Below are 12633 nucleotides of genomic sequence, written 5' to 3' on the forward strand. Positions count from 1 at the left end.
TCGCCGCGAATAAAGCACAAGCTCCCGTCTGACGGGTTTCCTCGCGAGCTTGTGACCGGCAGCCAAGGTCCAGCACCTCGCCGTTCTGCGCTCCGCCGGCGTGGTCGCCACCCGCCGCGAAGCAGGCCCTGCTGCAGGTATTTCCGCTGGTTACTGAGTACCGAGTACTGAGTACTTAGTTATATAATCCGCCCACTCCCCTAAGACACAGGTACAACGAGGTCTCTCGATGGCCAGTCCGACCCAAGCACCCGCGCCGGCGGCTCCTGCCGCAGCGGCTCCCACCACCGGCGGTCTGCATTTCCTGCAGCGCATCAAGCTGTTTTCCGCGCTCTCCATCCCCGACTGCGAGCAAGTGGTCAAGCGCATGAAGCGCCGCGACTTCCCTCCCAACCAGGTCATCGTGCGCGAAGGCGCTCCCGGCACCTCGATGTTCTTCCTCACCGCCGGCAAGGTCGAGGTCCGCAAGAAGGACCCCCACACCGGCATCGACTTCCTCCTGGTCGAGATGGGCCCCGGACAGAACTTCGGCGAGATGTCCCTGCTCACCGGCAAGCCACGCACCGCTTCCGTCACCGCCGTGCAGGCCACCACCTGCGCCGTCCTCGAGCAGGCCGACTTCCAGGACCTCCTGCTGAAATACCCCAAGATCGGCATCGCACTCACCACCATCCTCGCCGAGCGTGTCGAAGCCGCCTCGCAGCAGGTCGGCATCGAGTACATCAACCTGTCGAAGATGAACTTCGATCCCCGCGTCCTCGGCCTTCTCCCCCAGACCATGATGCTGCAGCATAAAGTCATCGCCGTGGCCTTCGCCAACAACCGCCTCACCCTCGCCATGGTGAATCCAAACAACATTATCGCGCTCGACGATATACGCCGCATCATCAAGGGGGTGATGATCGAGCCGGTGGTGACTACGGAAGATGACTTCCGCAAATTCATGAACAGCACCTACCAGACGCTGATGAAGAAGGAGGAGGAGCCGCTGAAGGGCGCCAGCAGCGCCAACCTCGAGCTGGTGGGGGCCAAGCCGTCGGAGAACGTCATCGACCTGCTGCAATCCGAGATCATCCGCGACCTGCAAATGACAGAGGACCTCGCGGCGACGGGCGGCGACAGCAAGCAAGAGCTGATGTCGGCGTCGGAAGATGCGCCCATCATCCGCCTGGGGAATTCGATCCTGGGCCTGGCCATCAAGAAGGGGGCCAGCGACATCCACGTCGAGCCCATGGAGAAGGAGCTGATCATCCGCTTCCGCATAGACGGCGTGCTGCAGACGGTGCAGAACCTGCCAAAAAAGGTGCAGCTCGGCCTGATCTCGCGCCTGAAGATCATCTCCAAGCTCGACATCAGCGAAAAGCGCCTGCCGCAGGACGGACGCATCTCGGTCAACATGGAGGGCAAGCCCATCGACTTCCGCGTCTCCACCGTCCCGGCGAAGTGGGGCGAGAAGATCTGCATGCGCATCCTCGACAAATCGAACACCACGCTCGGCCTCGACAAGGTGGTGGCGCACGAGCCCACCCTGAAGCTCATCCGCGAGCTCATCAGCCAGCCTTACGGCATCATGTACGTCACCGGGCCGACCGGCTCGGGCAAGACCACCACGCTGTACTCCGCGCTGGCCGAGATCAACGACCCGGGCATCAACATTTCCACCGCCGAGGACCCCATCGAGTACGACCTGGCCGGGGTCAACCAGATCCAGGCCAACAAGGACATCGGACTGGACTTCGCGCGGGTGCTGCGCGCCTTCCTCCGCCAGGACCCCGACGTCATCCTGGTGGGCGAGACCCGCGACAAGGAGACCGCCCACATCGCGGTCGAGGCCGCCCTCACCGGACACCTGGTCTTCACCACCCTGCACACCAACTCGGCCGCCGGCGCCTTCACCCGCCTGGGCGAGATGGGCATCGAGCCCTTCCTGGTGTCGAGCTCCACCATCGGGGTGATGGCGCAACGCCTGGCGCGTCGCTGCTGCCAGCGCTGCAAGGAGCCCTTCCCCGCCGACGACGCCACCTGCGAGTTCATGGGCATGCCCAAGGGCACCACCATCTTCAAGGGCAAGGGCTGCGACGCCTGCAACGGCAAGGGCGTCAAAGGCCGCGTCGGCATCTACGAAGTCATGAAGATGAACGCCGAGCTGCGCCAGATGGTGGCCAAAGGCGCCCTCACCGAGGACATCCACAACGCCGCCCTCAAGCTGGGCATGTGGGACCTGAAGAAGTACGCCGCGTGGCTGCTCACTGAGGGTCTCACCACGGTGGAAGAAGTGCTACAGGTCGTCTCGGTTCAGGAGTAGCCGAGCGGCGCAGCCGCGAAGCCCTGAGTGAGCGCAGCGAGTCAAAGGGGTGCATGTGTAGCGCCCGAGCGGCACGGCCGCGGACACTGAATCGAGTACCTTGACGAGTTGTAAAGTCTGCCCCACCCAGATCAGCGTCTTCTTTTCGGCTGTGCTCAAGACCAATCAGAGCGACGGCCCCGTTCACAACCATAGATATTTCGCATAGAGAGCGGGATTTCGCGAAAACTCAGAGCTAGGATTCGATATGAGCGCGCTTCTCAGAATTTTAGGGATTTTCGATGGCTTACCGGCGCGAATTTTGCGGCTTTGCAGTCGTATGTAACCGCCCATTCCCCGTGGAATCAACAACTTGTCGCCAATCCGCGTTTTGTCCGCGGAGGGCAACTTTTTCTTGACTCTTTGCGTCAAATCTTGTACTAATTAGTAGTACAGATTGTACCGATAATGTGTACGGGGGCGTATAATGTTGACAGCGGCTACGAAGGGCCTTGCTACGGTCAAGGTCAAGCGATCGGAGTTTCGTCAAAGGCAGAGTGACTTTCTTGGGAAAGCCAAGGGGCAGACTGTTGTGGAAGTCACCGCCTGGGATGCTGAAAACGACAAATATGTCGTAGATAAGCGGTATTTCGACGATCTCCTTGTGCGCTTCCGTGCGCTTCGGGAAACGCTCAGTATCATGGCGAATCCCAAGTTGTACAACCAACTCCTGCGTGCGGGGAAAACGATTGATGAAGATGTCCGCCTCGGGAGACTCCACTCATTCGAGGAGGCGTTCGGAGAGGAGTAATCGTTGTACGACATCCAGTTCACCGATGATGGCCTTCAAGATGTGAGGGCACTTCCAAGAAACATAAGAAACGCACTCGGCAAGGCCATGAAGAAGGAACTGGCGCCCGATCCGGCGCCCTGTTCGGACGAACTTCGAGAGCCGCTACAAGGCTGGCGCAGTTTTCACCACGGCAAGTACCGCGTAGTGTTCAAGGTGTACAAAAAGGAGCGCATCATAGCCGTTGCGGGCATCGGGAGGCACGACAAGGACGAAGCTAAGGATATTTATCGGCGACTGGAGGCAGCCGCAAAGCGAGGCAAACTAGCGGAACAAGTTTTGGCGGCGCTGAAAGGCCTTTCGGCACCACCTAAGCGCTAACCTCCTCGTCTCATAGTCTTAGCGGAGAACGCCGCCCTCAAGCTGGGCATGTGGGACCTGAAGAAGTACGCCGCCTGGCTCTTAACAGAGGGCTTGACTACTGTGGAAGAGGTGCTACAGGTCGTCTCTGTTCAAGAGTGAGGCCGAGCGCAGCGAGCCCTGAGCGAAGCCGAAGGGCCTGAGCGAAGTCGAAGCGGAAGGACTCACGACCGTTGAAGAGGTCCTCCAGGTGGTGAGCGTGCAGGAATAACAGCCGCTGCTTCAAAGTTGCAACCACTTTGACACTTGCTACCGAGGCGAATAAATAGCGAAAATAGGACGGGATGCCACCCTTTGATGAAATCGGCATTTGGTCCGAGATCAAGCTCGCGATTATTCGGGATTACGCGGCAGCGTATTCACGAATCATGTCCGCCCAAACTGCTCCCAAGCTCCACCACTCCTACATCGACGCTTTCTCCGGAGCAGGTTTACACATCTCTCGTTCGAGCGGAGAACTCGTCTTAGGGAGTCCGCTGAACGCGTTGTCGATTGTTCCTCCGTTCAGGGAGTATCACCTGATTGACTTAGAGGGAGAAAAGGTCGAATTCCTTCGTGAACAGGTCGGGGAACTTCAAGAGGTTCACCTATACCACGGAGACTGCAATGAGATCCTGCTTGCAGAAGTGTACCCAAAGGTTCGTTTTGAGGACTACCGCCGGGCGCTATGCATCCTTGATCCCTACGGCCTCCACCTTCTCTGGAAGGTCATTGAGACGGCGGGACGCATGGGTAGCATCGACATATTTCTGAACTTTCCGACCATGGATATGAATCGAAACGTCCTCTGGCACGATCCCTCTGGAGTGTCCGTGGAGGACGCCGCGAGGATGACGTCATATTGGGGCGACGACTCATGGAGGAGCGCTGCATATAGACAAGAGCCGACTTTGTTTGGAGATATCGAGTTGCAGAAGAATCCAAACGCAGCAGTCGCCGAGGCTTTTCGGGAGCGCTTGCGCGCTGTAGCACGATTTGCCTACGTACCTAGCCCGCTGCCGATGCGTAATTCGAACGGGGCAGTCGTTTACTACCTGTTCTTCGCATCCCAAAAGGGCGTGGCTCGCGAGATTGTGACGGATATCTTTAACAAGTACCGCACGCTGGGTCTTGCGAGGTAACTGAATGGCATTGCAAAGCACAATAGAGTGGACAGATGCCACTTGGAACCCCGTGCGCGGCTGCACGAAGATCAGTCCTGGCTGCAAGAATTGCTATGCCGAGCGGTTCGCGGAGAGGTTCCGCAGCGTCAAGGGCCATCCTTATGAGTTTGGATTCGATTTGCGACTCGTCCCTGAAAAGCTCAAGGAGCCCCTCAAGTGGAGAACTCCTCGGAGGATTTTCGTCAACTCTATGAGCGACCTGTTCCACGAAGGTGTCCCAGACTCGTATGTCCGGCAGGTCGCGGACGTGATGGTTTCTGCAAACTGGCACACGTATCAGGTACTGACCAAACGGGCAAAGCGGTTATTTGAGCAATTGAATGGTCCCCTGCGGGACGTCGCTCGATCCCAGCACATTTGGTGGGGCGTCAGCGTTGAAAATCGAATGCACGGGCTGCCACGTATCGATCTGTTGAAAGACACTCCTGCACAAGTGCGCTTCTTGTCCATCGAGCCGCTCTTGGAAGATTTAGGACGAATTGATCTCCGCGACATTGGTTGGGTGATCGTGGGCGGAGAGAGTGGCCCAGGAGCACGCCCAATGAAGTGTGAATGGGTCCGATCTTTGCGCGACCAATGTGCCGGTGCCGGCGTTCCATTCTTCTTTAAGCAATGGGGTGGCACACGAAAGAAGCTCGCGGGTCGCAGGTTAGATGGAAGAACTCATGACGACTTTCCCGCGTCTCGGAAAGCTGCGTTCACAACCAACCACGGCGCTATCGCGGAAACCGTTGCCGCCGACTAGCCGGCGGGTTACCCATCAAAAGTCATAAGGGATAATCCCACGGTTTTGCAACTCGGGAAGCACACCGAGGAGTCGGATAATGTCGCTTCGACGCCTGAATTCGTCGCCGTTCCTGTCTAGATTCGCGTTCGGCAGCGTAGTGGTTTGAAGAGCGCCGCCGCAATCCAGGCAGAACGCGCCGTCTTGGAAATACCTCGCAAATGGTCGGAGATACCCAATGAACTCCTGCGGCACCTCTTCGCCGCGAAGCTCTCGGGCTCTTATCACTTCCAATCTTTCGAGCAAATAGCTAATCTCGTGGTTCCTGAACGAAAGGCCGCAACGGTTTTCTTCACTGACGCAAATTCCTTTCGGCATATGATGCTCCGTTCGCACTGATGTTCACAGTTTGACGTCTCCACGCGCCAAGTCTTGCATTCCACGGCCTGTAATAGAGCTGATCGAGTTCTGCGGTAATTTTGAGGACTCAAATCGCCAGATGTTAATGCCCAGAGTGGCGGCCGATGTCGGCTGGTCGAGTTTCATTTGCCGCTTCGATTCAATCAGTTCGACCAATTCCCTCCTGGCGTTCGACCTCTTCGACACCCGTTCTCGCCCATCATTCCAAACAAAAGCAACAGCACCGACGAGAATGTCGGTTAGTTGGAGGAGGTTGCTGCCTTCCAGCGGCATACTCCTAACGCGGCAGTAATCAAGGTATCTCTTTGGGGGCTGAGCACGTTTGACGAACCTGGCCTCAACTGTCCGTTCCAGATCCGTCACGGTGTGCCCAGGCCGGTCTTGGTATTGATGGATTCTGACATCGAAGAAGTGTTCTGGGTAACGGCGCAAGAAACCATCAGCCAAGAAGACACAATAGAATTTCAGATAACCTAGGAGTGGGTCCTTTTGCATGAACGCCCGACTATCCAAGGGGTATTTGCTGCGATCGACGACCATGCATTTGAAGTAAAACCGTTTCTCCTCCAAGAAAACGGTCAAGAACTCTTTGTAGCCCTCCAAATATTGACCGTCGCTCGGAACCTTTGCCCATTTGAGCGTGCCCGGTTCTAGCGCAAACCTATCTTTCGTTTCCGTCAGCTGCTGCTCCAGTCGGGACACGACGACATCCCCACCTTCCGGGTCGGAAGGACTGAAATACACGCCGCCTATTACATACTGGCGTAGGTTTTGCGATGATTCGTCGCAGAACATGACCATCGTGCTCGGGGCTCGCTTGACGAAACCCAGTTTCACATCAGTTACCTTTCGGTGCCTGGAGCAATCGTGCGTGCCAACTAAATCGTAATTTGCACGACAACTGCAGCAGCCACCCCTTGACACTCTCTCTGCATACGATTCTAGTCAACAGCCTGTCACTTCCGGTCTGCGAATAAGCTGTGGATAACGACAATTTGCTGTGGACGGATGAGGAAACTTGCACTAATCACAGTGCAGATGGCGGGTGGCCCACCTGACCATCGGGGGAACTGGGGATCGGCGGAGCGGGGGAAGAAGTACCAAGTACCCGGTACCAAGTTGAGGCGTTTAGCGGGCGTGAGCGCAGTGGGAGCCCGCTGCCGAAATCCTGAGCAGAGCGAAGGGTCTGGTACCCAGTACCAAGCGAGAGCCGTTGGTGCCGCACGATATAACCTGTGTCCGGGAGAAGCAGCCATGTCCTTCGAAGAGGCCCTGAACCTTGCCAGCAGAGACGACGGATTCAAAGCGACCGTGTACGCCATCAACACGCTCCTGATCCATAAAGGCATCTACACTCAGGAAGAATTCCAAGCCCTGTTCGTGGAATGGGTCGCAAAGGACCAGCGGCGCAAGGCCCGCCACCATAGCGCCTAGCCCGTTCACGGGCGTAAGACTTTAGCCCCGGGCGCCGGTAGGTCAGGCCTTTAGGCCTGACTCGCTGCGCGACCCGGGGTTAGCTGCATTAGAAGGGCAGAGCCCGCTTCAGCGGGCGTAAGAATCTTCTTTCGCCCCTGAAGGGGCTCTTCCCCAAACCAACCCCCTACCCCGGGCTCACGCCCGGGGCTAGATTCTTTCGCCGCCTGCGGCGGCTCCGCGGCCTCCGTGTCCTCCGTGGTGAGGTTCAGGATTTGTAATTTGCAAATTGCAATTTGTAATTTGCAAATTCGAAGCCCCTCGGCGTTCTCTGCGTCCTCGGCGGTAAAACCCGGATTCGCTCCGGATTGTGCTGAACCCGTTCAAATTGAGGCGCTTAGCGGGCGTGAGCGCAGCGGGAGCCCGCTGCCGAAATCCTGACCCTGAGCACCGCGAAGGGGAAGGATCTGAACCCGTTCAAATTGAGGCGCTTAGCGGGCGTGAGCGCAGCGGGAGCCCGCTGCCGAAATCCTGACCCTGAGCACCGCGAAGGGGAAGGATCTGAACCCGTTCAAATTCTTGTCAATACCCCTGAGAGCTATAATTCTCCCTAACCGCATCAATCCACGGCAATTATAAAATTGTGGAAAGTGGCACTTTTACCCCCTCCGATATGCCATACTGGAATTAGAGAGTAAGAAAAAAGCCCGCGGCGTGCGCTGCGGGCTTTTCGCGTTTTGCGGCCTGATTTCACCGCAGAGAACGCCGAGCACCCAGAGTCCTCACTTCGCCAATCGCAAATCACCAATTACCAATTACAAATTCCCCGATTAACACCATGCCCCCACGCTCCCTGATGTCCGTTTACGGGGAGCAGGCGGAGTGTGCCTTCGTCTTCCGCGCCATGCAGCATGGCCTGATTGTTTGCAAACCCTACGGCAACTCCACGCCCTACGATTTCGTCGTTCAGGCGCGTCGTCCCGGCCACGCCGCTCCCGCCCCCGGCGCTCCCCTCTGGCGCATTCAGGTCAAGTCCTCCTTCGGTCTCTTTCACGAGTCCGCTTACAAGATTTCCACGGAGCACTGCGGCCGCCCTTACACCTGCACCGACTTCGATTTCTTCGCCGCTTGGATCGCCCCCCTCGACGTCTGGTACATCCTTCCTGTCCGTGCCATTATCCCGTCCCGTTCTGTCGGCTTCTTTCCGCACGTTCCCCGCACCCGCAGCAAATACGAGAAATACCGCGAGGCCTGGGAGCTGCTGCTGTGATCTGTGATTTCAAGCCCTCTGCGTCCTCCGCGTCCTCTGCGGTGAGCACGCCCGCAAGACGGCTCAACCTCAGGGGCTAAAGCCCCGAATCCTTTCTTGACCGTCTAAACCCCGGCTTGAAAGCCGGGGCTTCCACGGTGCTGCGAACAGCGGTGGAAGCCGACGGCTTTAGCCGTCGGAACCAGACGCCTCCTTGATCCCGGCTTTAGCCGCGGTGGGCCTCAGGGGCTAAAGCCCCGAATCTCTTTTCACCCGTTACGGCACGACTGAAGTCGTGCCCCTTCCCCGGGCTAAAGCCCTGTACTACCTCCGAGGAGGTAGTGCAGGCCTTCAGGCCTGCTTCATCGGGCGTTCTTTAGACGCCGGCTTTAGCCGCGGTCGGCCCTCCGGGGCTAAAGCCCCGAATCTTCTTGACCGTCTAAACCCCGGGCTGAAGCCCGGGACTACCTCGTGTCGCGGCCGTGCGCGGGCGAGGAGGTAGTGCAGGCCTTCAGGCCTGCTTCATGGGCGCTTTTGGACAGCGGCTTTAGCCGCGGTCGGCCCTCAGGGGCTAAAGCCCCGAATCTTCTTGACCGTCTAAACCCCGGCCTGAAGGCCGGGGCTACCTCATTCGCGGCCGTGCGCGGGCGAGGAGGTAGTGCAGGCCTTCAGGCCTGCTTCATGGGCGCTTTTGGACACCGGCTTTAGCCGCGGTGGGCCCGGGACTACCCCGCCCGCCGCCGCCCGTCCCGCTTCGCCTTTTCCCTTGACGGACAGGCTCTCTCGTGCTAAGATATTGTTGTATCGTATTACGATATATCTCAACACTAGGAGGATTCCATGGCGGCGTTACTGTTTTGGGTGATTCTGGGAGGACTGGTGGGAGGGTTCGTGAAATCGGTCGCCTGGTACGAGAGCGATCGCGGCTGGCTGCCCTGCGTGCTGTTCGGCATGGCCGGCGGCGTGGCGGGTGGCTACGTGAGCACCCTGGCCGGCGCGGGCAACGGATTCGAGTTGAGCAGCATGGGCGTGTGCATCCTGGGAGCGGCGGTCCTGCTGACCGTCTACAAGCTGTTGGTGCGCCGCGCTCCCCAGAGCGTAGTCCTCAGGCGGGCCGCGTAAGACGGGCCTGCTCGACCAGCCTGCCCTGAGCGAAGTCGAAGGGACCGGCACAGGCCGCCGCGATGGGATCTCGGATCTCCTCGGCGGCCTTCGTGTCGTTTGTGGTGAGGTTCAGGATTTGTAATTTGCAAATTGCAATTTGTAGTTTGCAAAATCAGGTCCCTCTCCGTCCTCCGCGTCCCCCGCGGTGAAAAGCCTCTTCCCTGCGTCCTCCGCGGTGAAATCGGTCCTGGTGGCAGGCTACGTTTTTTGAGGCCATTTCCGGGGATCGTGCGTCCAACAGGACATGAGCAAAGATCCTCGTTACCCCATCGGTCCCTTCCAGTACGAAGGTCCGTACGATCCAACCCAGCGCAAGAAGTTCATTGCGGCCATCGAGCAGACGCCGGCCAGGATGCGGGCGGCGGTCAAAGGGCTGCGCGCGAAGCAGCTCGACACACCGTACCGCGACGGCGGATGGACGGTGCGGCAAGTCGTGCACCACGTCCCGGACAGCCATCTGAATGCGTACGTGCGGTTGAAGCTGGCGCTGACCGAGGACGAGCCGACCATCAAGCCCTACGACGAGAAGGGTTGGGCAAATCTGGCGGATACGCGCGAGACGCCGATCGATACTTCCCTGGCGCTGCTGGAAAACCTGCATGCGCGCTGGGTGAAGCTGCTGCGCTCGCTGAAATCGGCAGACTACCAGCGTACGTTCCGCCATCCCGAAGCGGGAGTGAGAACGGTCGACTGGCTGCTCGCGCTCTACTCCTGGCATGGACGGCACCACGTGGGGCACATCACGGAGTTGAGGAAGAGAATGGGGTGGTAGGGGTCAGCTCCGGGTCCAGCACTCCCGTGCTGGGCGACAGTCACGCCAGCGCGGAACCGAGGGAGAACTCGCCGGTCTTGTAGCGCATGACGGGCTGGCAGATGGCGCCGCAAAGAGCCTCGACGGTGGAGACCACGAGAGCCGTGTCTTCGCCCTTATGGAAGACGCAGGCCGCACCGGCGTCGAAGGCTTGCGAGCGCAGGTCGGGCGAGTCGTCACCGGTCATGAGGATAAGGACCGGGCCGGCGGGATGGTTGGCGGCGCGGATGAGGTCGAGGCCGGAGACGTCGCGCATCTGGAGGTCGGTGATGACGCAATCGCAACCGTCGGCGATGGCCGTGCAAGCGCTCTGCATGTCGTGGCAGCGGACCACGGTGTGGCCGTCGGCTTCGAAGATCCTGCTCCACATGAGAGTGAAGGAAGAATCGTCGTCCACCAGAACGAGCCTGAGATCGCGCAACCGTTTGACCGACGTGCCCATCACCGAATGCCTCAGAAACAAGTCCACGTATTTGACACAGTAGTAAGCCCAGTGGATGCGTTTTCGCCAGTTACCGGGGGACGTGTCCCAAAGGACGATGGTGGTACAAGTCTCTTACTCGCCAGCAGATACAGGCGGTTGGAAGAGCCCCTAGGGGAGCATTGGGGGCGGCTGCCGGGCCAAACCCAGTGCCGGAGCGCTTGGAGGAGGGTTGCCGGCGGCTGGACATGCGATTACTGAATAGTAAACATCTGCGCGGGCAGCGCGGGAGCGGGGCGATGTCCACGGGGCCAGCCGCGGAGGGGCACGGACGGCCGCGCAGAATTCCCGACAGACCGTGCTCTTGCCAAAGGGTAGCGGCAATAGTAGTGATAAGACGTGACTCTCCGAAAAGCCGAACCGTTGACTGCGCCCGGGGTGTCGTCCCACGACCGGATCCTGCAAGCCGCGAAGCAACTGTTCGCGGCGCGCGGATACGAGAACACCAGCACGGTGAACATCGCGCGCATGGCGGGCACCAGCGAATCGCAACTGATGAAGCACTTCGGCAGCAAGGAAGGCCTGCTGGAGGCGATCTTCGAGCAGGGCTGGGAGCAGATGTCGTTCTATTTCCGGGGGATCGAGGAGCTGAAGTCGCCGGCGGAGAAGCTGCAGGCGCTGCTCGACCTGGTGGTGAACGCGCTGGAGCGGGACAAGGAACTGAAGGAGCTGATGCTGCTGGAGGGCCGGCGCGTGCGCAAGGAAGGGCGCATGATCCTGATGACCGAGGGTTATCTGCGGTTCGTGAAGGTGCTGGACGGGATCCTGGCGCAGATGAAAGACGCGGGAATGCTGCGTCCGGAACTGGACGCGCAGGCGCTGCGTTCGGGGCTGACGGGGATGTTCGAGGGCATGCTGCGCGACCAGGTGCTGGCGCAGCGGATGGGATATCCGGCGAACTATTCGTCGGAAGACTTGCGAAGGGTCTTCAATGCGATGATCGGGGGATTGGTGAAAGGATAGTACCCAGTACCCAGTACTCGGTACTCAGTTAACCGCCGGTGTTTTCAGCGGTCACTCCGTTTTATCCAACTCTCTTGCGCTTCAAGCCAAGACTCACCACAAAGGACGCGAAGGAAGATCGAGAAAAGTAAAGGGCAGGCCGTGAGACCCGCCCTTTCCCTTAACTGGGTACTGAGTACCGAATACTTCTTCTCAGAGTTTGCGCAAGACGTCGAAGGCTTCCTCGTTGTCGGGTTGCTGGTCGAGAGGGTAGACCTTGCTGAAGACGATCTTGCCACCCTTGTCGATAATGAACACAGAGCGCTCGTTGATGCCGGGGATGGGATCGCCCTGTCGGAGCACGCCGAACTTCTCTGCCACCGAACCGTGCGGGTAGAAATCGCTGCACAGCGGGTAGCTCAGCATGCCGATGTCTTTCTTCTGCCACGCGATGTGGCTGGGGATGGAATCGACGCTAATGCCCACGACCTGGGCATCGAAACCGGCGAACTTGTCGAGGTCCGCGTTGTACGCCGGCATCTGCGCGGTTCAGACTGGGGTCCAGTCCAGCGGATAAAAGGCCAGGACGACGTGCTTCTTGCCCTTGAAGTCGCTCAGCTTGACCTTCTGCTTCTTGTCGCCGACGACAGCAGGGACCTCGAAGTCCGGCGCCATATCACCAACTTTTAAAGGCATTCGTTCCTCCGCTTACGAGTACAGTTCTTCCGCCCACGAGGAGCGGAACCTATCGATTTTAGTCAGGGGGAGAACA

The 12633-nt window shown here is 58.9% G+C and carries 14 protein-coding genes; 10 read left to right on the plus strand and 4 right to left on the minus strand.

The genetic code is table 11. The features are described 5' to 3' along the window. The first annotated feature begins 229 nt into the window (after window positions 1-229). From tadA to LAN37_11205, 5 genes are all read left to right on the plus strand, one after another. Window positions 230-2305, plus strand: a complete 2076-nt coding sequence (tadA, locus tag LAN37_11185; GenBank protein MBZ5647770.1) for a Flp pilus assembly complex ATPase component TadA — start codon at window positions 230-232, stop codon at window positions 2303-2305. A 466-nt stretch (window positions 2306-2771) separates the two neighbouring features. Then, window positions 2772-3095, plus strand: a complete 324-nt coding sequence (locus LAN37_11190; protein ID MBZ5647771.1) for a hypothetical protein — start codon at window positions 2772-2774, stop codon at window positions 3093-3095. A gap of 3 nt (window positions 3096-3098) precedes the next feature. After that, a complete protein-coding gene (locus LAN37_11195; GenBank protein MBZ5647772.1) occupies window positions 3099-3455 on the plus strand; it encodes a type II toxin-antitoxin system RelE/ParE family toxin in 357 nt (118 codons plus the stop codon). 323 nt (window positions 3456-3778) lie between these two features. After that, window positions 3779-4615 carry a three-Cys-motif partner protein TcmP gene (locus tag LAN37_11200; GenBank protein MBZ5647773.1) on the plus strand — a complete coding sequence of 279 codons (837 nt, stop codon included), beginning with the start codon at window positions 3779-3781 and terminating at the stop codon, window positions 4613-4615. 4 nt (window positions 4616-4619) lie between these two features. Continuing rightward, window positions 4620-5402, plus strand: a complete 783-nt coding sequence (locus tag LAN37_11205; GenBank protein MBZ5647774.1) for a phage Gp37/Gp68 family protein — start codon at window positions 4620-4622, stop codon at window positions 5400-5402. Window positions 5403-5417: 15 nt separating this feature from the next. On the opposite strand, the gene LAN37_11210 is transcribed toward LAN37_11205, so the two are convergent. Together LAN37_11210 and LAN37_11215 are read right to left on the minus strand one after the other, a co-directional pair. Beyond that, window positions 5418-5759: a hypothetical protein gene (locus tag LAN37_11210; protein ID MBZ5647775.1), complete on the minus strand. Its 342-nt coding sequence runs from the start codon at window positions 5757-5759 to the stop codon at window positions 5418-5420. 24 nt (window positions 5760-5783) lie between these two features. Then, window positions 5784-6638, minus strand: a complete 855-nt coding sequence (locus LAN37_11215) for a hypothetical protein (protein MBZ5647776.1) — start codon at window positions 6636-6638, stop codon at window positions 5784-5786. A gap of 417 nt (window positions 6639-7055) precedes the next feature. Between LAN37_11215 and LAN37_11220 the strand changes: the two genes are divergently transcribed. The 4 genes from LAN37_11220 (at window position 7056) to bstA (ending at window position 10399) form a co-directional block, all read left to right on the plus strand. Then, a complete protein-coding gene (locus tag LAN37_11220) occupies window positions 7056-7235 on the plus strand; it encodes a hypothetical protein (protein MBZ5647777.1) in 180 nt (59 codons plus the stop codon). 817 nt (window positions 7236-8052) lie between these two features. After that, on the plus strand, window positions 8053-8484 hold the full coding sequence (locus tag LAN37_11225) for a hypothetical protein (GenBank protein MBZ5647778.1): 432 nt from the start codon (window positions 8053-8055) through the stop codon (window positions 8482-8484). A gap of 819 nt (window positions 8485-9303) precedes the next feature. Continuing rightward, window positions 9304-9585, plus strand: a complete 282-nt coding sequence (locus LAN37_11230; protein MBZ5647779.1) for a GlsB/YeaQ/YmgE family stress response membrane protein — start codon at window positions 9304-9306, stop codon at window positions 9583-9585. A 286-nt stretch (window positions 9586-9871) separates the two neighbouring features. Further along, a complete protein-coding gene (bstA, locus tag LAN37_11235; protein MBZ5647780.1) occupies window positions 9872-10399 on the plus strand; it encodes a bacillithiol transferase BstA in 528 nt (175 codons plus the stop codon). 40 nt (window positions 10400-10439) lie between these two features. On the opposite strand, the gene LAN37_11240 is transcribed toward bstA, so the two are convergent. Further along, entirely contained in the window at window positions 10440-10901 is a 462-nt protein-coding gene (locus LAN37_11240; protein MBZ5647781.1) for a response regulator, read from the minus strand. A gap of 357 nt (window positions 10902-11258) precedes the next feature. Between LAN37_11240 and LAN37_11245 the strand changes: the two genes are divergently transcribed. Beyond that, on the plus strand, window positions 11259-11882 hold the full coding sequence (locus LAN37_11245) for a TetR/AcrR family transcriptional regulator (GenBank protein ID MBZ5647782.1): 624 nt from the start codon (window positions 11259-11261) through the stop codon (window positions 11880-11882). 192 nt (window positions 11883-12074) lie between these two features. Here LAN37_11245 and LAN37_11250 read toward each other — a convergent pair whose 3' ends face one another. Next, entirely contained in the window at window positions 12075-12557 is a 483-nt protein-coding gene (locus tag LAN37_11250) for a redoxin domain-containing protein (GenBank protein MBZ5647783.1), read from the minus strand. Window positions 12558-12633: the final 76 nt, after the last annotated feature.

The organism is Terriglobia bacterium (assembly GCA_020073495.1).
In the GTDB taxonomy this organism is placed as follows: Bacteria; Acidobacteriota; Terriglobia; order Terriglobales; family Acidobacteriaceae; genus JAIQFD01.

Excerpts from the sequence above, each read along its gene's own strand:
- bstA (MBZ5647780.1), top strand. The coding sequence starts at position 9,872 with ATGAGCAAAGATCCTCGTTACCCCATCGGTCCCTTCCAGTACGAAGGT.
- LAN37_11225 (MBZ5647778.1), top strand. The coding sequence starts at position 8,053 with ATGCCCCCACGCTCCCTGATGTCCGTTTACGGGGAGCAGGCGGAGTGT.
- LAN37_11190 (MBZ5647771.1), top strand. The coding sequence starts at position 2,772 with ATGTTGACAGCGGCTACGAAGGGCCTTGCTACGGTCAAGGTCAAGCGA.
- LAN37_11210 (MBZ5647775.1), bottom strand. The coding sequence starts at position 5,759 with ATGCCGAAAGGAATTTGCGTCAGTGAAGAAAACCGTTGCGGCCTTTCG.
- tadA (MBZ5647770.1), top strand. The coding sequence starts at position 230 with ATGGCCAGTCCGACCCAAGCACCCGCGCCGGCGGCTCCTGCCGCAGCG.
- LAN37_11205 (MBZ5647774.1), top strand. The coding sequence starts at position 4,620 with ATGGCATTGCAAAGCACAATAGAGTGGACAGATGCCACTTGGAACCCC.
- LAN37_11200 (MBZ5647773.1), top strand. The coding sequence starts at position 3,779 with ATGCCACCCTTTGATGAAATCGGCATTTGGTCCGAGATCAAGCTCGCG.
- LAN37_11230 (MBZ5647779.1), top strand. The coding sequence starts at position 9,304 with ATGGCGGCGTTACTGTTTTGGGTGATTCTGGGAGGACTGGTGGGAGGG.
- LAN37_11220 (MBZ5647777.1), top strand. The coding sequence starts at position 7,056 with ATGTCCTTCGAAGAGGCCCTGAACCTTGCCAGCAGAGACGACGGATTC.